We start from the raw sequence: 22,698 nt of genomic DNA on the forward strand, positions 1-22,698 counted from the left end.
CCGCCGATTGCGACGATCGGCAGCGACTGGATCAGTTGGAAGGCGGCGATGGTGAAGACATACATGACCGCCACCAGCGCCGCGATGGAGGCGGGGCCGGTCCAGGCGGGGGCGGTTCCGATTCGGCTTCGCTCCACCCTCCAGGCGACCGCCGGCAGGTCCGCTGCCGCGACTTTGCGGCCGGACAGCAGGGTGCGGACGACGCCATAGACGCTGACCGACGCCGCATCTGCGCCGGCCGCACCGTGCTGATCATCGCCCACCGCCTGTCCACCGTCGCCATCGCCGACCGCATCGTCACGGTGGAGCGCGGCCGCATCGTCGAGGACGGCGCGCCCGACGAGCTTCTGCGCCGCGGCGGCCGCTACGCCACATTGTTCCGTGGGCAAATGGGGCAGCTGCCGGGTGTGAACCCGCCGCCTGCGGATGGGCTGATCGAACAGCGGGCCGCAGGTTAACGGGGGAATGAACGCCATGAGCAAGACGACCGCCGCGGTGAAGACCTCCCCCGGCACTCCCACTCCCGCCACCCCTCCCGGCATCAAGCCGCCCGCCAACGCGCCGGGCACGCCCGGCGGGCCGCGTCCGCCCACCAAACTCCAGGGCCGGCCGCAGAAGCGCCGCCGCGACGAGATGGATTTCCTGCCCGACGCGCTGGAGATCCTGGAACGGCCGCCCTCCCCCACCGCGCGCCTCTTCACCGGGGTCATCATGCTGGCCTTCACCGCCGCCTGCGCCTGGGCCTGGTTCGGCCATGTCGACGTGGTGGCGGTGGCGCAGGGCCGGGTGGTGCCGAGCGGCCGGACCAAGACCATCCAGCCGATGCAGACCGGCGTCGTCCGCGCCATCGCCGTGGAGGACGGCCAGCTGGTCAAGGCCGGCCAGACCCTGATCGAGCTGGACCCGACCGAGGCCGCCGCCGACCGCGACCGTATCCGCTCCGACCTGTCGGCCGCCCAGGCCGAGGCGGCGCGGCTGCGCGCGGCGCTGGAGGTGGTGAACGGCAACCCGGATGCCGCCTTCATCCCGCCGGCCGGCCTGTCGCCCGATCTGGCGCGGATGCAGGGCCAGCTCCTCGCCAGCCAGATCGCCGAGCAGCGTGCCAAGCTGGCCGCCCTCGACCGCGAGCAGGCCCGGCGCGAGGCCGACCGCGCCACCGTGGTGCAGACCATCGCCAAGCTGAACGCCACCCTGCCGCTGATCCGCGAGCGGGCGGAAGCCCTGTACGACCTGTCGAAGCGCGGCACCTCGTCCCGCTTCCAGTATCTGCAGCTTCAGCAGGATCTGGTCGGGCAGGAGCAGGAGCTTCTGGTCCAGAAGATCAAGCTGACGGAGGCCGACGCCTCCATCGCCGCCACCGCCGAACAGCGCCGCCAGACCGAGGCCGAGTTCCGCCGCCAGCTCTACACCAGCCTCGCCGAGGCCGAGCGCAAGGCCGCCTCGCTGGAGCAGGAGCTTGCCAAGGCCGACCAGCAGGTCGGGCTGCTGCGGCTGACCGCACCGGTGGACGGCTATGTCCAGCAGCTGGCCGTGCACACGGTGGGCGGCGTGGTGACCACTGCCCAGCCGGTGATGGTCATCGTGCCGGAGGACAGCCGGCTGGAGGTCGAGGCCTTCATCCCCAACAAGGACATCGGCTTCGTCCAGACCGGCCAGGTGGCGGAGGTGAAGGTGGAGGCCTTCTCCTTCACCAAATACGGGCTGATCCCCGGCCGCGTCGCCTCGCTGTCCGGCGACGCCGTGCAACAGCAGCAGCAGGCCGACAAGGGAACGGACAAGAGCACCGTCAAGACGCCGGAGGCGGGGTCGGTCTATGCCGCCCGCATCGCGCTGGACCGTGACACGCTGGACGTCGACGGCAGGCAGACCCGGCTGCAGCCGGGCATGACGGTCAGCGCCGAGATCAGGACCGGCCGCCGCCGCATCGCCGACTACCTGCTCTCTCCCCTGTCGCGCAGCGCCCAGGAAGCGATGCACGAGCGGTAGGAGTCTTTCTCAGGATTCCCCCCTCTCCCCGGACCTCGGCTCCTTACGCCGCCATGTCGTGCGCGTCGTGCCAAACATGCAGGCCGTGGTCGGCATGCTGGAAGGCCGGGAGCAGGTCCGCTGTCCAGCCGGCGGCATCGGTCGTCTCGTGTGCGGCCGTCTCGTGCGTGGCCGGGTTGGCCGACACCGCATGGCCCAGCAGGTCGCTGGCCTGAAGCTCCGCCACATGCGCCTGTGCCGTGAACAGGCTCTTGTCGGCGGCGACCACCAGCGTGCCGTTCCACCACAGGCCGCTCTGGCCCTTGACCACGTCGCGCCCGTCGAGCGCCCCCTTGTCGTAGGTCACCGCGGCGTCGGTGGCGGCATAGCTGTGGCCGTTCACGCTGACGCTGGTGACCAGCAGGTTGCGGTCCTGGCCGCCGGCGAAGCCGTCATTGTCGTACTGGACCTGCACCGTGTGGGCGCTGTCGGCCGACACGGTGGCGGTGAAGGCGTAGTTCTTGGCCGCGGTGCCCACCGTGGCGCTGCCGACCGCGTGGCCGTCGACCAGCAGGGTGAAGTGGGCGTTCACCCCGGCCGCCGCCGTGCCCTTGGCGTTGACCAGGATGGTGGCGGCGGCGGTGGCCGGGATGCCGGGGCCAGGGTCGGGAACCGTCGGCGTCGTGCCATAGAGCTGGCCGATCTTCGCCAGCAGCGCCTGGGTGTTCAGGTCGGTGTAGCCGGTGCCGGCGATCGGCGTCCCGGTCTGCCGGGCCAGCGACAGGAACTCGTCCTGGGTCAGGGCGCTGCCGCGCAGTGCCATGGCCTCCTGCTGGGCGAGCGCCACCGCGGCGGTCACCGTGGGGGTGGAGAAGGAGGAGCCGTTGGCCGTCAGCGTCCGTCCGGCCAGATCGGTCAGCCGGATGTCGGTGCCGTCGGCGCAAAGGTCGGTGATGCCCGGATTGCGCTGGGCCCAGCCCGGCATGGTGCCGTCGCCGCCCGATGCGCTGACGCAGATCGTGTTGTGGTCGGCGGCGAAATAGGACACGTCGGCCGCCGTCCCGTTCTGCCCGGCATTGCCGGCGGCGGCCGACACCAGCACCCGCTTGGCGGCGAGACTCGCCAGCTCGTCCGACAGCAGGGTCGTCATTTCCGACGTGGCCGAGCCGCCGGCCAGTGACAGGTTGACGCCGACGACGTGGTAGTCCGATGCATGGGCCACCACCCATTGCAGCGCCTGCTCGATTGCCGCCCCCGACGCGGTGGAGTCGTCGTCCGGCATCACCTTCAGCGCGACGATGTCGAGGTCCGGCGCCTGCGACAGGATGCTGGAGGTCACCAGGGCGCCGTGGGTGTCGGCGTTGGGGTTGCGCGCGTCGGCGTCGTTGTTGGCGTAGTCGTGCTGATAGACCACGCGCGAGGCGGCTTCCCAGGTCGGCGACCAGCCGCTGTCGATGACGACGACCGTTTCGCCCCGGCCGGTATAGGTGCTGTTCGCCATGCTGTCGGTCCCGTCCTGCTGCCGTCGTCGATGAAGATGCGGGGCGGAGTATGCCGGCTGGCGATGTGGCCTTCGGATGATAAGGGCGGGACGGAATTGGGATGGGGCACCTCTTATGCGACGGCGCATAAGGAGGGGGCTGGCCTCCCCCGGCCGGCACCCCACCTGTTGAAGACGATCGGGCAAGAGGGAGCAGCGCCGTGCGTGGGGTCTGGATGAGGCTACCGGTCCATTGTCGCTGGGGGGTTGCCGCCCTGGTGTTCCTGCCGTCCCTAGCCTTTGCCGACCCTCCCGCCGCTGCTCCTGTCGCTCCTCCCGCTGGGGCGCCGGCGCTGGAGCTGCCGGTGCGCTGCCGGATCGGAACGGACTGCTTCGTCCAGAACTATGTCGATGCCGATCCGGGGCCGGGGATGCGGGACTTCGCCTGCGGGCGGCTGACCTATGACGGGCACAAGGGGACCGATTTCCGGCTGCCCGACCTGGAGGCGATGCGGCGCGGGGTGGCGGTGGTGGCCGCGGCGCCCGGAACGGTGGCCCGCGTGCGCGACGGGATGGAGGATGTCAGCATCCGCCAGAGCGGCGGCGCACCGGCCGGGCGGGAGGCCGGCAACGCGGTGGTGGTCGATCACGGCAACGGCTGGGAAACCCAGTACAGCCACCTGAAGCGCGGCAGCATCGCGGTCAGGCCGGGCGACCGGGTGGAGGCCGGCACGGTGCTGGCCCAGGTCGGGCTGTCGGGCAACACCGAGTTCCCCCATGTCGATTTCGGCGTCCGCCATGACGGACGTACCCTCGATCCCTATACCGGCAGGGAGGCCGGGACCGGCGAGGCGCCGGCCTGTTCCACCGATCCGGGCGCCACTCCGGTTCCGTCGGGCACGCTGTGGAGCGCCGATGCGCGCCGGACGCTCGCCTACCGGCCGAGCGCCGTGCTCGGCGCCGGCCTGGCGCCCGAGGCGCCGAAGGCGGAGGTGGCCCGGAATGGCGGTTATGGTTATGGCGGCTATGGCGGCAGGCCGCTGCCGGCCGACGTGCCGATCCTGGGGGTGTGGACGGAGCTGATGGGCGGACGCCAGGGTGACCGGGTGATGCTGGAGGTCACCGGTCCCGACGGACGCCGCCTGTTCCGCAACGAGGGGGCGGTGCCGCGTCCGCTGGCCGTGCTGTTCTTCGGCACCGAGGTGAGGAAGCCGGCCCACGGTCCCTGGGTGCCCGGACCCTACCGGGTGACGGTGACGCTGCGCCATGGCGACGAGACGGTGCTGCGGGAGGAGCGGCAGGTGGAACTGCGTTGACCGGGTCGAGTGGAGTGCCGGCAAGGAAATTTGGAGGACAAGGCAAGTGACAACCGCCATGGACTGGCAATTTGTCACGAAAATTCCACCGGCTTCCTGTGCGAAAGGATAGATTGGAAAGGATAGGAATACCTCTTTATTAAGTATTTCTGCCGTGTGATTGCCCGGTATCGGCAAGGCAATCCGGCAATGACAGACACGCAGCAGGCTTTCTACGTCGCGACCAACGGCAACGATTCCTGGTCGGGGCGTCTGGCGGCACCCAATGCCGACGGCACCGACGGTCCCTTCGCCACGCTGGACCGCGCGCAGGCCGCGATGCGGGCGACCGGCATCCGCGACACCTATGTCCGTGGCGGCACCTATGCCATGGCACGCACCGTCACCCTGACCGCGGCCGACAACGGCGTGCGCATCATGGCCTTTCCGGGCGAGACGCCGGTCTTCAGCGGCGGCGAGCGGGTCGGCGGCTTCACCGCCATCGGCGGCGGGCTCTACGCCGCGGCGACCTCTGCGACCGGGCTGGACCTCTCCGTCGGCGGGGTGCGGCAGAAGGTGGCGCAGACCGGCGATTGGACTGCCGGTGACGCCAAGTCCGGCTGGTCGGTGCTGGAGGCGGCGGCCGGCGGCGCCAGCAGGACCAGCTTGCGCATCGGAGCCGGCGACGGGGCGATGGCGGCGGTGCTGGCCGCCGGGGTCCAGCCCGGCACGATGATCCAGACCTTCGACACCGAACGGCTGTCCGACACCATCGTCGGCGTCGCTTCCACCGATGCCGCCAGCCGGACCGTCACTTTCACCCAAGGGGTGAAGTACGCCCTGCGCAGCGGCGGCACCTACCGCCTGCTGAACGACGATGCCTTCATCCGCGATGCCGGCGAGTTCGCCTGGCAGGCCGAGACCGGCCGGCTGGTGGTGAAGCCGCAGGATCCCGGCGCCCTGCTGAGCCAGGGCGCGGTGGTGGCGCGGCTGGGCACGCTCGTGGCGCTGAACGGGGCGAGCGGCGTCACCCTCCAGGGGCTGACCTTCGCCGACACGAGCTGGGACGGCTCGGCCCTGACGCTGACCGATGCATCGGGCAACAGCATCGCCGGCAACCGTTTCGTCAATGTCGGCACCGGGATGACGCTGACCGGATCGTCGGCCAACGCCATCGAAGCCAACCGGATGGAGCATCTCGGGGCCGGCGGCATCAAGGTCACCTACGGCAGCAACGGCAACCGCATCAGCGCCAACAGCATCGACGGCATCGGCGAGGTGCTGAAGGACGTCGCCGGCATCCAGCTCTACGGCGCCAGCGGAACGCTGATCTCCGGCAACGACATCCGCAACAGCACGCGCTACGGCATCTCGATCAAGAACTGGGACGGCGCCACCGTCAACACCGACACGGTGGTGGAGTACAACCGCCTCTACAACACGATGACCGAGACCGCCGACGGCGGCGCCATCGAGATGCTGGGCCGGTCCAATGTCGACACCCGCACGACCATCCGCGGCAACGACATCCGCACTGTCGGCGGGCTGGCGACCGACGGGTCGGGCTGGCTCGACCGCCAGAAGAGCTTCGGCATCTATCTCGACGACATGGCCAACGGCGTCACCGTCCAGGACAATTTCCTCCAGAACACCGGCTGGGCCAGCGTCTTCATCCATGGCGGCGATTCCAACACCGTCACCAACAACTTCGCCACCCTGTCCAACCCGCGCGAACGCTTCATCCGCCTGGAATGGGTGCCGAGCGCCGGCAGCATCGGGCTGCTCAGCAACAACCGGGTGACCGGCAACGTCATCTCCTCCACCACCGGCGTGGATTACTGGGAGTTCTGGACCCCCGGTTCCTACACCGTCACCGGCAACCTGCTGCAGGGCATCCGCGGGCTGAACGGCGGCGACACGCTGTCGTCGGGGCTGTTCGCCAACCCGGCGGCCGGCGATTTCCGGTTGGGCGGCGGGGCCGCGGCGGCCCTCGGTCTTTCCCTGGGAATCCATGACCTGGACTGGGGGCGGATGGGATTCGCGCCGCTGACGGTGCCGGCGGTTCCCAATCCCGGGACGGGCGGCGGGACGGGGAACGGGGGCACCCCGACGACCGGCGTGCCCGCAGCCTCGTCCGGACTGGCCTTCTCGCCGCTGGCCTATATCGCGTCCTACGCCGATCTGTCGGCCGCCTTCGGCGCCAACGCCGCGGCCGGCGCCGCCCATTACGCCGCCAGCGGCCGGGCGGAGGGGCGGGCCGTGAGCTTCGATCCTCTGGCCTACATCGCCTCCTATGGCGACCTGTCGGCGGTCTTCGGCACCAATGGCGATGCCGGTGCCGCCCATTACATCGGCAGCGGTCGGGCGGAGGGGCGGGGCGTGAGCTTCGATCCTCTGGCCTACATCGCCTCCTACGGCGACCTGACGGCCGCCTTCGGCACCGACCGGACGGCGGCGGCGCTGCATTACATCGGCAGCGGCCGGGCGGAGGGCAGGACGGTCAGCTTCAACCCGCTCTCCTATCTGGCGGCCAACCCCGACCTCGCCGCCGCCTTCGGCACCGACACCGGCCGGGCCGATCTGCATTACCTCGGCAGCGGCCGGACGGAGGGGCGGAGCACCGGCTTCGACGCCTCGGCCTATCTGGCGGCCAACGCCGACGTGGCGGCGGCCACCGGCGGCGACCTGACGGCGGCGATGCGGCATTACATCCTGAACGGCCGGCTGGAGGGCCGGGCGCTCAGCCCCGCCCCGCCGCCCCGCGCCGCTGCGCTGTTGCCGGACAGCGCCATGCTGGCCGCCGGGATGGGGTGACGTTCTCCCGTCTGCCCCCCTCCTCCCTTCCTTCCTCGCCCGCCTGATTGGGTGACAAGCTGGGCGTGAGCCGTTACAACGGCCCGTTCGGCGCCGCTGTCCCGCGGCACCCGGATTTCCATGCGGGGATGATGGCCCAGGCTCTTCTCGACACCCCTTTCGCCAAGCGGGCGGAGCCCGGTCCGGGCCAGCCTGAGCTGGGCCAGTCGGATCCGGGCCAGCCCAGTCCAGGCAAACCGGCTGGACGGCGGTGGCCGGTGCTGGTCAAGCTGGCGGTGACGGTCGCGGTGCTGGGGGCGCTCGCCGCCGGGGCCGATTGGGCCGGCATCGCCGCGCGCCTGTCGGCCGCCGATCCCCTGCTGTTCGCCGCCGGCTTCGCCGTCAAGGCGTTGACCCTGCCCTTCGCCTCGCAGCGGTGGCGGGCGGTCGGCCGCGCCGCCGGCTTCTCGCTGACCCGCTGGACCGCCTTCCGCCTGCAGATGGCGAGCGGATTCCTCGGCCAGATCCTGCCGGGATCGGTCGGGGCCGACCTGCTGCGCGGCTGGTTCACCTGGCGCCTCGGCCACCCGGCCGGTCCGGTGATGCTGGCCCTGCTGGTCGACCGGCTGATGGCTCTGCTGGGGGTGGTGCTGATCGGGCTGGTCGGGCTGCCGCATCTGGCCGCGGTGGCGCCGCCCGCCGTCGCCGGCACCGTGCTGGCCGGGGCGCTGGTCCTGGCCGTCGCCATGGGGCTTCTGCTGCTGGCCGGGCGCATCCCGCGCGACCGGCTGCCGATCCCGAAGCGGTTGCGCGACGGGGCGCTGGGGCGGACGGTGTGGGGAGCGGTTGCGCAGCTGCGCGCCATGGCCGGCAACCCGGCCGCCTGGGCGGCGCTGGGCCACAGCATCGGCGTCCATCTCGCCACCATCGGCGCCACCATCCTGTTCGCCCGCTCGGTCGGTCTGCCGCTCGGCTGGCTGGACGGGATGGCCATCGTGCCGGCCGCCATCGTCGCCGCCGCCTTGCCCGTCTCGCTCGGCGGCTGGGGCGTGCGCGAGGGGGCGATGGTCGCCGGCTTCGCGCTGCTCGGCTTCAATGCCGATGCGGCCCTTCTGGTCTCGCTGCTGATCGGGCTGTCGATCGCCGTCCTGTCGCTGCCCGGCGGTCTGTTCTGGCTGCTGCTGCGCAACGAGACCGGGGCGCGGCCGGAGGACGGCTCTTCTTCTGGCTCCTCCGGCGGACCCGACGCCTTTCCCACGGATTTTTCGCGATGATCGACCAGTCCACTCCGACGCTTTCCGAGTCCGCTTCCGTGGCCGCTCCGGTGGCCGCCGCTCCCGCCGCGATGGACGCCGCTGCCGACACGCGCGGCCTTTCCCCGCGCCAGCAGCGGATCCGCTCGCTGTTCGACGCCATGGCCCCCCTGCGCGACGGCTGGGCCGAGCGCAACCGCGCCTTCCATGACGCCGACCGCGCCTATCTGCGCTTCCTGATTCCGGAGGGGGCGACGGTGCTGGAGATCGGCTGCGGCATCGGCGACACGCTGGCGGCCTTGAAGCCGGCGCGCGGCGTCGGCATCGACCTCAGCCCGGCGACCATCGCCGTGGCCAGGGCCCGCCATCCGCAGCTGGAGCTGATCGCCGCCGACGCCGAGGATCCGGCGACCATCGCCGCGGTGGAAGGGCCGTTCAGCCACATCCTGCTGTCGGGCACCATCGGCTTCCTCGACGACATCGAGGAGACGCTGCGCCTGCTGCGCCGGGTCGCCAATCCCAAGACCCGGATCATCGTCAGCTATCACTCCCGCGTCTGGGAGCCGATCCTGTGGGCGGCGGAGACGCTCGGGATGCGGATGCCGCAGGGCCAGCAGAACTGGCTGTCGACCAGCGACATCGTCAATTTGCTGGATCTGGCCGGTTGGGAGCCGGTGCGCCGCGAATGGCGCCAGCTGGTCCCGAAGCGGCTGTTCGGGCTGGGCACGCTGGTCAACCGCTATGTGGCACCCCTGCCGGGCATCCGCCGGCTGTGCGTGCGCAACTATGTCGTCGCCCGGCCGCAGCCCACCGTCGAGGCGGTGACGGTCGACGGCAAGCCGGCCTCGGTCACCGTGCTGATCCCCTGCCGCAACGAGCGCGGCAACATCGAGAACGCCATCCGCCGCCTGCCCCGCTTCGCCCCCGACATCGAGGTGATCTATGTCGAGGGCAACAGCCAGGACAACACCTACGAGGAATGCCTGCGCGTCCGCGACGCCTATCCCGACTGGGACATCAAGGTCATGAAGCAGCCCGGCAAGGGCAAGGGCGACGCGGTGCGCGCCGGCTTCAATGTGGCGCGCGGCGACATCCTGATCATCCTCGACGCCGACCTGACGGTGCCGCCGGAGACGATGGGGAAATTCTACCAGGCCATGGTGTCGGGGCGTGGCGAGTTCGTGAACGGCACGCGGCTGGTCTACCCGATGGCGCCGGAGGCGATGCGTTTCCTGAATTTCCTGGCCAACCGGGCCTTCGCGCGCATCTTCTCCTTCCTGCTGAACCAGCGCTTCACCGACACGCTGTGCGGCACCAAGGTGCTGTGGCGCGAGGATTACGAGACCATCGTCGCCAACCGCCATTACTTCGGCGATTTCGATCCCTTCGGCGATTTCGACCTGATCTTCGGTGCTGCCAAGCAGAACCTGAAGATCGTCGAGGTGCCGGTGCGCTACGCCGACCGCAGCTATGGCGAAACCCAGATCTCCCGCTTCACCCACGGCTGGCTGTTGGCCCGCATGGTGGTGTTCGCCTGGAAGAAGCTGAAGGCGTTCTGATGCCTCAGACCGGCTCGGCGGCGGCCAGCGGCAGGAAGGCCTGATAGCTGTCGCGCTGTTCGGTCAGGCTCAGCAGCAGGTCGTTCAGGCTGTCGCGGGCGAAGGCGTCGGTGGTCGCCGCCAGCCGGCGGCGGACGACGGCGATGAACTCTTCCAGCACGTCCAGATGCAGGGTGGCGGAGGCGAGGACGTCCTTGGCGATCGGAGCGGTCATGATGGCGGTCTTTCGAGGAAGAGGGGGCGGTCTCGGATCAGGCGGCGAGCGCGGTGACGGCCGGTACGGCGGCGAGCACGGCGCGGTAGGTCTCGCGCTGCTCGGTCAGGCCGGCGAGCAGGTCGGTCAGGCTGTCGCGGGTGAAATCGCTGGTGGCGCCGTTCAGCTTCGACTGGGTGATGGCGATGAACTCATCGACCACATCCAGGTGAAGGGAAGCAGAAGCGAAGATGTTGTTGGCGCAATCGGTCTTTGACATGGCGGCGATCCCTGTATTCGTGGTGAAGGCTTTTGCCCGTTCTGATGAGCTTATTGAGCCATCCGCCCAGTTAACGAGGCGTTAAGATCACCGATTGGTCTCAGGTCGATTGGTGATTACCCCTTCCAAAGAAAAAGCCACTCTGCGATTTGGCGGTAGTGTTACTTCTTTCGATTAAGGGTTTGCTTGGGGCATGAAAAAACGCGGCCGGAAAACCGGCCGCGTTCCTCATCGTTTCAAGTCAAGGTCCGATCAGGACGCTATCACACCGGCCCCATTATACAGGTTGGGGCAGCCCGTGGATGTAGCCGACGCCGCCGCTGCGGCGGTTGCGGTAGGCGTCGTTGATCAGGCCGGCGAGGCTGTCCTTGACCTTGTCGTGCAGGCCCTTCTCCCAGTCGCCGGGGTGCTGGAAGTTGCTCATGATGTAGGAGAAGCCGTTGACGTCGTCGACCGCCTGCAGGCCGGTCGATTCCGCACCCGCCGGGCAGGACAGGATGCGGGACAGCTGCTTGGTGTCGACGTTGTAGGCCCACAGGAAGTTGTTGACGTGGGCGCCGCTATCCTCGCCGATCAGCAGCGTGCGCAGCTTCTCGGAGAATTTCAGGTTGTCGGGGTTGGCGATGCGGTCGGCGTCGGCGGTGTTGCCGATGGCGTCCGGGGTGGCGAGGTCGCGGCCGACCAGGGCCGGGACGGCGCTGAAATGCACCGGCACCCAGTCGCTGTCGATGGCGGCACCGGCCAGATCGGTCTGGCCGCCCTTCATCGGCAGCTGATAGACCGCACCGGCATTGATGGTGTCGACCTTGATGCCGCTCTTGCCGTCGCTCATCGTCTTGTACATGTAGGACACCGCCATGTAGGCGGTCTTGTCCTTGGCGTTGACGGTGACGCCTTCCAGCTTGGTCAGGGCCAGCGTGGCGCCGACGATCGGGGCGTAGCGGTGGGTCTCCAGGAAGGCGGCGGCCTTCTCCATGCCCGGCTTGACCTTGACCCACTGGGTCTTGCCGCTGAAGCCGATGGCGGTGAAGGACGGATCCTTCGGATCCTCCTTCTTCACCTCGACGATGTCGGCTGCCTTCAGCGTGTCGGCCAGCTGCTTGATCTCGTCGCTGGTGGCGTGGCCCAGCTTGATCCACTTCAGGGCGAAGGCGCCGCCCTTGTCGATGTCCTTGCCGGCCTCCTGCTCCATCTTGGCGGAGTAGAGGGTGCCGGCGGACAGGTCCTTGGCCTTGTCGGCGACGAACATGAACAGGCCGCCGTTGGTGGCGTCGTCACCCATCAGCACGGTGCGCTCGTCCGGCATCACCTGCACCAGCTCGTGCGAGATGCGGCCCATGCAATAGTGCTTCTTGATGCTGCCGGTGCCGTCCAGGTTCACCGTCACTTCCGGCAGGTGGCCGTAGTGGTAGGGGTTGGCCTTGGTCTCGTCGCCGAACAGGTTCTTGCTGTAGGCGCGGAACTGGTCGTCCAGAGCGGTCGCGTCCGGCTCGTATTCCTCGCTCGACAGGTGGGTGTTCCAGGGCGACAGGCTGGCGCCGCAGGTGATCCACAGGCCGTGCACGCCGCTGGTGTCGACATTGTGGTACTGTACCAGCTTCAGGGCGCCGGTTTCCTTGTTCTGGTCCAGCGTCAGGACGGCGATCGGCGACGGCAGCTTGCCGTACATCGAGGCGTCCTTCGAATCGCGGGTGGTGTACTCGAACTGGACGACGGCGAACAGGGTGTTGCCGGTGACGCCGGCCACCTTGGCGCCGGCGACCGGGGCCAGCATGTTGCAGCCGTCCGGGCAGTCGGAGAAGAACTGCGTCGGGGTCGCCAGCGAGCCGTCGAGGATCGGCTTGCCGTTGATGTCGACATAGCCGCCGGCCATGATGGTGCCGCCCTTGCCGTCCGGCACCATGTCGCCGGTGATGAACAGCGGCTGGTAGCCGAGCGCGAAGCTCTGCTTGGAGCCGTCGGCCCAGGTCACGACCATGCTGGACTCGACCGTGGTCTTGGCCTGCGCGGCGGCCGTGGTGGGGGCGGCCATGCCGACGAACTCGACGGCGACCGGCGCGCCCTTGGCGGCGGCGGCCTCGGCGCCCGAGGCGAACAGCAGCTCGCCGGCACCGATGCCGGCAACCGGCAGCAGCGGCAGCCCGGCGAGGGCGCGGAGCACCGAGCGGCGCGACGTTTCAGGCATTTGGACGGACAAGTCGGTCATGGCAGGTGTCTCCCGAACCCTCATCAGGGCAAGCGGCTGGCGTGAGCGGTGCCGCCGGGCCATTGGAGCCCGTTCGGCGCCGCCTTGGTCTTGGCGAGCGTCGGGAAGCTACAGCGGGGATGTTACAGTTTGACGGTCGGTGCCCGTTCGACAGGGCCTCTTCTATCCTGTGCGGCCGTCGCCGGTCAGCGTGCGCTGAGCATGCAGGTGCGGTCGGCCGGCATCGGCAGCGCCACCGGCCGGCCGTCGGCCCCGGTGCCGCGCACCACGCGCCCGCCGGCTTGTCCATCCGAGGCGGGTCGGTCGATGATCTCCGGGTCGGTCACCTGCCCGGCGACCGCCCATTGCCGGGTTTGCGGGTCCTGGCAGCGCAGTTCGTAGCGGCCCTTCATCGGTTCGGCGGCGGCCGGGAGTGCGGCCAGGGTCAGGACGGCCAATGTCAGAAAGGCCGTGGGGGCCATCGGGGCGAGGCGGGTCATCGGGTTCTTCCTCAATCGGCGGTGCCAGGGCCGGCTGTGTCTGGCGTGTGGGGACGGGACAGCACCCTGGCGATGTCGGCCTGCCAGACCATGCTGACCAGCGCGATCTGGGTCAGCAGATGCATCTCGCCGCGGCCGATGGCCTCCAGCAGCTCCGCGCGGGTCAGGTGCAGGATCTCGGTGTCCTCCAGATCGTCGGCGATCGGATCGGCGACGCGGCGGCAACCGGTGGCATGGAACATGTGCGACCAGGCCCCGCCCTGGTTGGCGTTGACGATGTAGGCGCCAAGGTCGGTCCAGGCCTCCGCCTCCATTCCCGTCTCCTCCATCAGCTCGCGCTTCGCTGCGGCCAGCGGCTCCTCGCCCGGGGACAGGTGGCCGCCGGGGAAGACCAGCCCGACCTTGCGCGGGCCGTGGCGGTACTGGCGGTAGGTGACGATCCGCCCATCCGCCGTCTCGGCGAAGATGCAGGCGAAGGAGGGCTGGTCGAACTGGTAGTAATCGTCGATCCGCCGCCCGTCCGGCAGCTCCACCGTCTCCACCCGCACCTTCAGGAAGGGAGCGGCGTCGAGCAGTTCGCGGCTGCCCAGCACGGTCCAGGGACGGTGAAGGCGGTAGAGGCGGTGTCCGGGCATCGAGGGGCGCTTTCGCTGGGGACGGTCGAGGAGATTGCCGATGATGGCCTACCAGCAGCCGTCCGTCCGCGTCCAGTTCTCCTCAGGGGGAGGCAGCGGATCCCTCCCGCTCCCGGTGCGGACAGATCATGTGGCAATAAAATTGATCTCATTGGTGGTGCATTGTAATAAAAATTCAAGCTGGGCATTGGGGGCTCTGTGCCGTGGCGCAGGGCCGGCAGGTCATGTCTTCGTTGGGGTGCGTCAAATGAAACAGGATGTGTCCAATTACTTCCGGCCACTCATTTCCATTGAGACGTCCTGGCCGGGTGGCTTATGCAAGCTCACGCAATCGCAACCATGGCCGATGCAAATTTGTCCGGTTCACTGCTCCAAGACGCGATCCCGCGCCTGATCCATCAGACCTGGAAGACCAGCGACATCCCGTCCGGCCTGCAGGCGCTGCAGCGCAGCTGGATCGCGCGCAATCCCGGTTTCGCTTACCGGTTCTGGACCGATGGGGACATCGAGCGTTTCGTCGCAGAGGAGCATCCGGCGCTGCTGCCGGTCTTCCGGGGCTATGCCGATCCCATCGCCCGGATCGATCTGGCGCGCTATCTGATCCTGCGGCGCTTCGGCGGGGTCTATGCCGACCTCGATCTCGAATGCCTGCGCCCGGTCGACGGGCTGTTGGAGGGCCGGAGCTTCGTCGTCGGGCTGGAGCCGGAGGAGCATGGCAGGCTGGCGAAGGCGGTGGAGCGCGGGCTGCCCCGCATCCTCTGCCCCTCCTTCCTCGCATCGGTGCCCGGCCATCCCTTCTGGGACCATCTGCTGGACCGGCTGGTCGAGGCGCAGCATCGTCCCGACGTGCTGGACGCCACCGGCCCCTTCCTGCTGACCCGCGCCCATGCCTCCTATGAGGGGGAAGGCCAGGCTGCGGTGACGGTGCTGCCGCCGGAGCTGCTCTATCCCGTGACCAAGGAGGAGTGCTGGGCTGGCCGCCTGTTCGATCCCGTCTTCTGGGAGCGGGCGACGCGCCAGGCCTATGCGGTCCATTACTGGGAGGGCAGCTGGTTCCGGGGCGGCGCCGGGCACGGCGCCATCCTGCCGCGGCAGGTCACGGCGACCGTGACCGACAGGGGGCCGGAAGACGCCCGCCCGCCCGTGGCGCAGGCGCAGGGCCTGCCGCTGATCTCCTGCCTGATGGTCACCAGGGTGCAAGGGGCGGAGCAGGGGGCGGGGCAACGGACAAAGCGCGGCGGGCTGCCGGATCTCGCCATCGACGGCTTCGCGCGCCAGACCTATCCCAACCGCGAGCTGGTCATCGTCTGTGACAGCCCGGCGCAGCCGCAGGACGATCCGTTGGAGCGGGCGATCCGTGCCGCGGACGGCCCGAACATCCGGCTGGTCCGGGTGGCGGCGGGCGGGCTGACTCCGGGCGAGCTGCGCAACATCGCGGTCGACCATGCGGCCGGGCTCTATGTCTGCCGGTGGGACGATGACGGCCTCTACGACCCCTGCCGGCTGGAGATGCAGCAGCGGGTGTTGGCCGCCGCCGGTGCCCAGGCCTGCCTGCTCGGCCGCCGGATGATCTGGTGGCCGGCCGGAGGCCGGCTGGCGGTGTCCTGCGAACGCGATTGGGAGGGCTCGCTTCTGTGCGAGAGGGCGGCGATGCCCCGCCATCCGGCGCATTGCCACCGCGAGGATACGGCGGTGGTGGAGCAGCTGCGCCGCAGTGCCCGGGTCGTGCGGATGGACCTGCCGCGGCTCTACACCCGCGTCGTTCCCGGCGGCGACACCCTCACCGCCCGGCATCTCGAGGAACACTGGCAGAGTGCCACCGCGCGCTTCGGCGGCGACCGCTGCCGCGCCGTGCTGGAGGAGATGGGCAAGCGCCTGCCGATGGAGGCCTGCCTCGCGATGGCCCTGCAGGATGCCGGTGGAGCGGCCGCCGCCCCGTCTGCCGCCCTGCCCGGCGACCGGACCGGACCGCGCATCGAAGTCGCCGGGCATCTGGGCGTTGCGACCGGACTGGGAAGCGCCGTGCGCGGGACCGTCGCCGCGCTGCGGGCTTCGGGGCTGGCGGTGACGGCGATCGACTTGCCGCTCGACGAAACCCATCCCCATCCCCTTTCCCTGCCCCTTTCCGCCTTCCCGGCGGAAATGGCGGAGAACGGCGCCGGTGCCGATTGTGACGATGGCGATGGCTCCCTCGCCGTGACGCTGCTCCATACCAACCCCGACGCCCTGCGTCGGGCGCTGAACGCCACCACCCCTCCCCTGGATTCCCGTCTCGATCCCCGCCGGCTGGCGGGCCGCCTCACCATCGGCTATTGGGCTTGGGAGGCATCGTCGGGGATCCCCGGTCCCTGGCGGGACTGCCTGGCGCTGGTCGACGAGATCTGGGTGCCCAGCGCCTTCACCGCCGCCGCGGTGGCGCCGCATGTTCCGGTGCCGGTGATCGCCATGCCCCATCCCGTGGCGGCGCCGCAGGATCCTCCGGCCTTCGACCGCCGGGCGTTCGATATTCCCGACGGCATCTTCTGCTTCCTGTTCCTGTTCGACGCGACCAGCAACGTCACGCGCAAGAATCCGGCCGGCCTGATCCGCGCCTACAGAACCGCCTTCCCCGATGCCGCATCGGGCACCCTGCTGATCGTCAAGGCCAAGAAGCTGGCGGACGGTGAGCGCCGTGCGCTGGAGGCGTTGGCGGCCGGGCGGCCGGACATCCGCATGGTCAACGAACCCTGGACGGCGGAGCGGACCGCTGCCCTGATGGCGGTCTCGGACGCCTATGTCTCGCTGCACCGTGCGGAGGGATTCGGGCTGACGGTCGCCGAGGCGATGGCCTGCGGCAAGCCCGTCATTGCCACCGCCTATTCCGGCACCATGGACATCGCCACGCCGGACACGGCCTATCTGGTGCCCTACCGCACCGTCATGCTCGACGTGGACGATGGCTATTACCCGTGCGGCACCGTCTGGGCCGATCCCGATCTGGAGGAGGCCGCGCGGCTGATGCGCCGGGTGGTCTCGCGTCCCGACGAGGCGCGGGCGATGGCGGCGCGTGCCGCCGCCCGGATCCGGATCCATTTCAGCCCGGAGGCCATCGGTGCGCGGATGCGCGACCGCCTGTCGGTCCTGAGGGCGTCGCACGCCAGCCCGCGCGGGTTGGCGCGGATCCGCTGAAGCCATCGCAAAGATCCGGCGCAAAGATCCGGCCGCTTCAGGGCGCCACGTAGATCTGGTTCACGAAAGGGTCCAGCCCGTCCGGCAGGCCCGGCGAGCGGCGGTCGAGCGGCGGGGCGGTCGGGCCGTGGGGGGTGCGGTTGATGTTGTACTGGCCGGACAGCAGCAGGCGCCGGCCGCGCCGCGGCAGGGCGCCCTTGTGGATGCCGTAGGTATCGCCCAGGAAGCGGCTGCCGGCCGGACCGGTCATCGTCACCGTGTCCGCACTGCCGAAGGCGGCCTCGACCTGGGCATCGGTCAGGGCGCGGCCGGTGGACAGCCGGCGGCTGCGGTGGCTGCCCTTGACGAAGATGTGCGGGCCGTCCTCCCCGTCCACATCGGTCAGGTAGAAGAAGATCTTGAAGCCGCGCAGGCTGTCCAGGTCGCGGTGGTGGCGCTGGGTGCCCTTGGCCGCGTCGCGCCCGCCGAAGCTTTCCCCGCCCCAGGACCACCAGCAGCCGATGTTGTCGAGGATCGGCTTGCAGCCGAGATACAGCTCCGCCGCCTCCAGCACCTGTGGATTGTTGAAGAGAGCCAGCACATGGGGCGCCAGCAGGATCTGGTCGATGCCGTGATAGCCCATGTTGGAGTCCGGGCTGGGCGGATTGTCGGGCCGGAACCAGCCCAGATGCGGGCGGAAGGGGTCGTGGCAGGGGGTGTTCTCGAAATAGGCGCGCAGGTCCGCGACGACGGCCGGGGCGAGGGGCGGCAGCAGCGGGGTGATGCCGTCCTTCGCCAGTGTCCGGCACCAGTCCCGCGCCTCCAGCGACGGGTGAAAGCCCGGCGTGCGTGGCCGCCGCGCTGCGATCAGTGCCGCCAGCCGGTCGCGCAGGACCGGGTCGGTGACGATGGGCAGGATGTCGTAGATGGCGTAGCGGGGGTCGGCCTTCGCCTTGCGCCAGTAGGCCAGCGGCGAAGCGATGCGCGTCCGCACATTGTCCAGAAGGCTGCCGACCGGAGCCGGGTTGGGGACGATGGAGGACGCCATGGGGTGCGGCACCGCGTGACAGGAGAACCGTTCGTAGGGAAGACTCTCCATAAGAGCAACGGTCTTTCAAGCCGTATCCGCTTCTCCGCCCCGCTCTGCTGCTGAGGCACGGCGTCGCGGGTTATAAGGGGTAGCGTCTTTCACGGAACGAAGAAGGCAGGAAACCGATGGCCATGACCGGTGTCGAGCATCGTGTGCTGTACCGCGACCCGCGTTTCTATGCGTCCTTCCCGTCGCTGACCCCGACCGCGGCCGGGCAGGAGGGGGCCGTGCTGCTGGCCTTCCGGCGGGCGCGCGACCATCGCTGGCTGCGCGGGCCGGAGTACCGTGCGGGGGAGACCGGCTTCAACCATGTCGATCATCTCGATTCCCGCTCGCAGACCGTCCTGCTGCGGCTCGGTGCCGATGCGGAGCTGCTGGGGGAGGAGACGGCGCTGCCCCCCGACCCGCAGGCGGCCGACCAGGACGCCAGCCTGCTCACCCTTGGCGACGGCCGCATCCTGCTGACCGGCTTCCGCTGGTATCCGGTGCCGTCGTCCCAGGGAGAGGATCTGCGCGCGCTGGGCATCGGGCTGACCGGCAGTCCGCAAAGGACCGGCGACCTCTACATCTTCTGGGGCGGCTACAGCCGGCACAGCGACGATGGCGGGCGGAGCTGGACCGCGCATCGCGACCTGCCTCCCCTGCCCGGCCATCCCGACATCGTGCCGGGCCAGCGGCCCTTCTGCGGCGGTGCGGTGCGCGGCCGGGCGGTTGAGGCGCCGGACGGCACCGTGCTGCAGACCGGCTATACCCACCATCCCTCGACCGGCACCTATGCCAGCCATCTCTTCGCCTCCACCGACCGGGGGGAAAGCTGGGTCCACCGGGCGGTCATCGCGCTCGACCCCGAAGCCAGGGCCGGTTTCTGCGAGACGGCGCTGCATCTGGACGCCGATGGCGTGCTGCACGCCTTCCACCGCACCACCGGACTGGACGATCATCTGGCGACCTCGCGCTCCACCGATCTGGGGCACAGCTGGGAACCGTGGCGCCGCCATGCGGTGGTCGGCCATCCCTATGACGTCTGTCCGTTGCCGGACGGCCGGCTGCTGCTGGCCGGCGGATACCGCCATGCGCCCTACGGCGTGCGCGCCCGCCTCTACGACCCGCGCCGCCAGCAGCCGGACGACGTGCCGGAGCTGGTGCTGCGCGACGACGGGCCGGCGCCGGATCTGGGTTATCCCTGGGCGGCGGTGCTGCCGGACGGGCGCGCCATGGTCGCCTATTACATCTGCGATCCCACCGGCCTGCGCGGCATCGAGGCCACGCTGTTCCGGCCCTGAAGCGAGAGCCTGGGAAGAGGGGGCTGCGACCCGCTGTGCCCTGGACCGGCCGGCGGGGGGCGGGCTACCCTTCGCCTCATGGAAAGCCCCCTTCCCTTCGCCGCCGCCAAGGCCGTCCCCGGCATCGCTCCCGCCGCCTACCACGACCCGGAGAACTTCCGGGCGGAGGAGGAGCGGATCTTCCGCCGGTCCTGGGTCTTCGCCGGCTTCACCGACGACCTCGCCCGGCCCAACGACTATCTGACCCGTCGGATCGGCGGGCTGGACCTGCTGGTGCAGAATTTCGACGGCGAGCTGCGGGGCTTCCGCAATGTCTGCACCCATCGCTTCGCCATGATCCACCGGGCGCCGCGCGGCAACGGCATGCTGCGCTGCGGCTATCACGGCTGGACCTTCGACCGCGATGGCGTGCCCTACGGCATCCCCGGCAACGAGGCGAATTTCGGTCTCGACCGGGAGGGCCGCTGCGGCCGGTCCCTGACGCCGGTGGCGGTGGGGGTGTGCGGGCGCTTCGTCTTCCTGCGGGTGGCGGCGGAGGGGCCGGATCTCGACGACTGGCTGGGCGTCACTGCCGACGTGCTGCGCCATGCCTCGGAGATCTTCGTCCGCCCCTTCGACGAGCGGTCGATGGAGTGGGCCGCCAACTGGAAGATGGGGGTGGAAAGCGTGCTGGAGGTCTATCACGCCGACCTCACCCACCCCACCACCTTCCGCAAGCTGGTGAAGGGCGACTGGCGCTGCGATTACGACGGCGCCCATTCCCGTGGCGTCACCTCGGTGTCGGACAAGAGCGCGCGCTGGTGGGACGGCGTGTCGGACCGGCTGGGCTTCCGCCCCAGCCCGATTTTGCGCGAGTACGACCACCTGCACATCTTCCCCAACCTGGAGATCGGCTTCACCCGCGGCGCGGTGATGAGCGTCCAGACCTACGACCCGCTCGGTCCCGACCGCTGCACGCTGACCCTCCGGCTGTTCCTGGCCGATCCGGACGGCGATTCCGGCAGGGGCGGTCCGGCCGCCCGCCGCCTGATCGAGGAGGGGGCGCGCGACCTCAACGTCGCCCTGCTGCGCGAGGACCAGGAGGCGTCGGAACTGGCCTTCCGCGGCTGCCGCCAGACGGGCCGCCCCGCCCTGCTCGGCCTGAACGAGGAGCGCATCCAGCAGTTCCACGCGGTGTGGCGGCGGATGATGGGGTGACAAGGGAGGGCGGACCCCGCTTTTTTGTCACTATCCGGCGGACGGAAGGTCTGGCACCATCCTCCACGGGGGCTTGGTCGTCGGAGGTTGATCCACCATGGGCGGCGCCGTCCCGAATCCGTCTTCCGCTCCCTCTGCCGTCATCGCTCTCAACCGGCTCGCCTTCGGTCCGCGCCCTTCGGATCTCGAAGCCGGCATCGACGACACCGGCCGGCCCGACTGGCTGGCCCGCTGGCTCGACCGCCAGCTGTCTCCCCCCGATCCTTCCCCCGACGAGCGTGACGACCCCGAGGTCGGCCGCCGTCTCGCCGCGGCGAAGCTGCGCATCCGCTATCCGGCCGGAGATGGCTGGAGCGCGGTGGACGAGGACCGGCCGCTGGCCTGCCTGGGCCAGCCGATCGAGGCTTTGTGGCCGCTGGCTTCCAACCGACCGGCGGTCGCCGGGCCGGAGCGGCAGAGGCCGCGGCTGGAGGTCGCCGCCGCCACCCTGATCCGTGCCGTCCACAGCCGCTGGCAGCTGCGCGAGGTGCTGGTCGATTTCTGGCACAACCATTTCAACGTCAACGCGGCGGGCGAGCCGGCGGTGGCGGCCGCCCTGCCGGTCTATGACCGCGCCGTGATCCGCCGCCATGCGCTGGGCAATTTCCGCGCCTTCCTGGAGGCGGTGGCGACCAGCAGCGCCATGCAGGTCTATCTGAACAACCGCTCGTCCCGCGCCGGCGCCGCCAACGAGAATTACGCCCGCGAGCTGTTCGAGCTGCACACGCTGGGGCGGGACGCCTATCTGAACGCGCTGTACAACCGCTGGCGCGAGGTGCCGGGCGCCCTGCGCGGCGCGCCGGACGGCTACATCGACCAGGATGTCTACGAGGCCGCCCGCGCCTTCACCGGCTGGACGCTGGAGGATGGCGCCGGGCTGGGCGGCGACGCCAGGCTGCCGGTGACCGGGCGTTTCACCTATGTCGAGGGCTGGCACGACGGCTATCAGAAACGGGTGCTGGGGCGGGAGTTCGACCCTTTCCAATCGCCGATGGCCGACGGCCACCGCGTGCTCGACCTCGTCGCCGACCATCCGGCGACCGCGCGCAACCTCTGCACCGCGCTCTGCCGCCGGCTGGTGGCCGACGACCCGCCGGCCGGGCTGGTCGCCCTGGCGGCGCGGGTTTGGACGGAGAGCCGGAGCAAACCGGACCAGATCGCCCGTGTCGTCCGCGCCATCGCGCTGTCCCCCGACTTCATGCGGATCCGCGACGCCAAGGTGAAGCGGCCGCTGGAACTGGTGGCGTCCTTCGCCCGCGGCGCCGGCATCGATCTCGTCCCCACCAACCCGCTTTTGGGCGAGCTGGACGGCAGCGGCCAGCGGCTGTTCGGCTGGCCCGCCCCGACCGGCCATCCCGACCGGATGGAGGCGTGGCTGGGCGCCGCCGCCATGCGCCGGCGCTGGTCCCTGCTGCTCGGGCTGGCGGAGAACCGTTGGGAGACCGGGGCGATCGACCTCGCCGTCCGCTTCCCGGCCCCGCTGCCGGCGGCGGCGGCGGTGGACCGCTGGCAGGGGCTGCTGCATGGGAGTGAGCCGGAGCCGGTGACCACTGCCGCCATCCTGTCCGGCATGGGGCTGGCGGACGACGCGATGCTGACGCCCGGCACGAAGGCCGGGGACGACCGGCTGCGGCGGGTCGCAGCCTTCGTGGCGATGGCGCCGCGCTTCAACCAACGTTGATGCCAACGCTGAGGGAGACTCGAGCCATGGCGATCTCACGCCGCGGTGTGATGCGGGGCGGTTTGGCGGCCGGCCTCGGTCTGGCCGGATGCGGTCTGACGGGGCTGCCCGGTGTCCACAATC

The 22,698-nt window shown here is 70.0% G+C and carries 18 protein-coding genes; 10 read left to right on the forward strand and 8 right to left on the reverse strand.

Features of this window, described 5'->3' with window-relative positions:
* Nucleotides 1-263, reverse strand: a 263-nt coding sequence (locus tag I71_RS38810; protein ID WP_199902182.1) for a hypothetical protein, incomplete at its 3' end; no start/stop codon positions are given.
* Here I71_RS38810 and I71_RS36855 point away from each other — a divergent pair.
* Both I71_RS36855 and I71_RS14615 read left to right on the forward strand, forming a co-directional pair.
* Nucleotides 246-458, forward strand: a complete 213-nt coding sequence (locus I71_RS36855) for a hypothetical protein (protein ID WP_199902183.1) — start codon at nt 246-248, stop codon at nt 456-458. The two genes, I71_RS38810 and I71_RS36855, sit on opposite strands and share 18 nt — an antisense overlap.
* A 16-nt stretch (nt 459-474) precedes the next feature.
* Entirely contained in the window at nt 475-1,986 is a 1,512-nt protein-coding gene (locus tag I71_RS14615) for an HlyD family type I secretion periplasmic adaptor subunit (RefSeq protein ID WP_083897166.1), read from the forward strand.
* Between the two features lie 43 nt (nt 1,987-2,029).
* Here the strand turns inward: I71_RS14615 and I71_RS40840 are convergent, their stop codons facing one another.
* On the reverse strand, nt 2,030-3,466 hold the full coding sequence (locus I71_RS40840; RefSeq protein WP_042695582.1) for a carbohydrate-binding domain-containing protein: 1,437 nt from the start codon (nt 3,464-3,466) through the stop codon (nt 2,030-2,032).
* 200 nt (nt 3,467-3,666) lie between these two features.
* On the opposite strand from I71_RS40840, the gene I71_RS14625 reads away from it, so the two are divergent.
* From I71_RS14625 to I71_RS14640, 4 genes are all read left to right on the forward strand, one after another.
* Nucleotides 3,667-4,761, forward strand: coding sequence for a M23 family metallopeptidase (locus tag I71_RS14625; protein WP_244433847.1), 1,095 nt, complete (start codon nt 3,667-3,669; stop codon nt 4,759-4,761).
* Nucleotides 4,762-4,950: 189 nt separating this feature from the next.
* Nucleotides 4,951-7,554 (forward strand): right-handed parallel beta-helix repeat-containing protein, encoded by a 2,604-nt coding sequence (locus tag I71_RS14630; RefSeq protein ID WP_042695584.1) that lies wholly within the window; start codon nt 4,951-4,953, stop codon nt 7,552-7,554.
* 65 nt (nt 7,555-7,619) lie between these two features.
* Nucleotides 7,620-8,807, forward strand: a complete 1,188-nt coding sequence (locus tag I71_RS14635; protein ID WP_244433848.1) for a lysylphosphatidylglycerol synthase transmembrane domain-containing protein — start codon at nt 7,620-7,622, stop codon at nt 8,805-8,807.
* On the forward strand, nt 8,804-10,345 hold the full coding sequence (locus I71_RS14640; protein WP_083897167.1) for a bifunctional class I SAM-dependent methyltransferase/glycosyltransferase family 2 protein: 1,542 nt from the start codon (nt 8,804-8,806) through the stop codon (nt 10,343-10,345). The genes I71_RS14635 and I71_RS14640 overlap by 4 nt, the downstream gene beginning before the upstream one ends.
* A 4-nt stretch (nt 10,346-10,349) precedes the next feature.
* Here the strand turns inward: I71_RS14640 and I71_RS14645 are convergent, their stop codons facing one another.
* The 5 genes from I71_RS14645 to I71_RS14665 form a co-directional block, all read right to left on the reverse strand.
* Complete coding sequence (locus I71_RS14645) at nt 10,350-10,559, reverse strand: hypothetical protein (protein WP_042695586.1); 210 nt, start codon at nt 10,557-10,559, stop codon at nt 10,350-10,352.
* 37 nt (nt 10,560-10,596) lie between these two features.
* Complete coding sequence (locus I71_RS14650) at nt 10,597-10,818, reverse strand: hypothetical protein (protein ID WP_042695587.1); 222 nt, start codon at nt 10,816-10,818, stop codon at nt 10,597-10,599.
* Nucleotides 10,819-11,095: 277 nt separating this feature from the next.
* Entirely contained in the window at nt 11,096-13,024 is a 1,929-nt protein-coding gene (locus I71_RS14655) for a PhoX family phosphatase (RefSeq protein WP_199902184.1), read from the reverse strand.
* Nucleotides 13,025-13,209: 185 nt separating this feature from the next.
* Nucleotides 13,210-13,503 (reverse strand): hypothetical protein, encoded by a 294-nt coding sequence (locus I71_RS14660; protein ID WP_042695588.1) that lies wholly within the window; start codon nt 13,501-13,503, stop codon nt 13,210-13,212.
* A gap of 11 nt (nt 13,504-13,514) precedes the next feature.
* A complete protein-coding gene (locus I71_RS14665) occupies nt 13,515-14,138 on the reverse strand; it encodes an NUDIX hydrolase (RefSeq protein ID WP_042695589.1) in 624 nt (207 codons plus the stop codon).
* 354 nt (nt 14,139-14,492) lie between these two features.
* Between I71_RS14665 and I71_RS38290 the strand changes: the two genes are divergently transcribed.
* Nucleotides 14,493-17,306 (forward strand): glycosyltransferase, encoded by a 2,814-nt coding sequence (locus I71_RS38290; RefSeq protein ID WP_244433849.1) that lies wholly within the window; start codon nt 14,493-14,495, stop codon nt 17,304-17,306.
* Between the two features lie 37 nt (nt 17,307-17,343).
* Here I71_RS38290 and I71_RS14680 read toward each other — a convergent pair whose 3' ends face one another.
* Nucleotides 17,344-18,384 (reverse strand): hypothetical protein, encoded by a 1,041-nt coding sequence (locus I71_RS14680; RefSeq protein ID WP_083897168.1) that lies wholly within the window; start codon nt 18,382-18,384, stop codon nt 17,344-17,346.
* A gap of 116 nt (nt 18,385-18,500) precedes the next feature.
* Here I71_RS14680 and I71_RS14685 point away from each other — a divergent pair, with 116 nt between their 5' ends.
* The 3 genes from I71_RS14685 to I71_RS14695 all read left to right on the forward strand — a co-directional run bounded on the left by I71_RS14685 (nt 18,501) and on the right by I71_RS14695 (nt 22,575).
* Nucleotides 18,501-19,658, forward strand: coding sequence for a sialidase family protein (locus I71_RS14685; RefSeq protein WP_042695591.1), 1,158 nt, complete (start codon nt 18,501-18,503; stop codon nt 19,656-19,658).
* 78 nt (nt 19,659-19,736) lie between these two features.
* Nucleotides 19,737-20,855 carry an aromatic ring-hydroxylating dioxygenase subunit alpha gene (locus tag I71_RS14690; RefSeq protein ID WP_042695592.1) on the forward strand — a complete coding sequence of 373 codons (1,119 nt, stop codon included), beginning with the start codon at nt 19,737-19,739 and terminating at the stop codon, nt 20,853-20,855.
* A gap of 97 nt (nt 20,856-20,952) precedes the next feature.
* Nucleotides 20,953-22,575, forward strand: coding sequence for a DUF1800 domain-containing protein (locus tag I71_RS14695; protein ID WP_042695593.1), 1,623 nt, complete (start codon nt 20,953-20,955; stop codon nt 22,573-22,575).
* The last annotated feature ends 123 nt before the right edge of the window (nt 22,576-22,698 follow it).

Source organism: Azospirillum sp. B506, assembly GCF_000333595.1.
Taxonomy (GTDB): domain Bacteria; phylum Pseudomonadota; class Alphaproteobacteria; order Azospirillales; family Azospirillaceae; genus Azospirillum.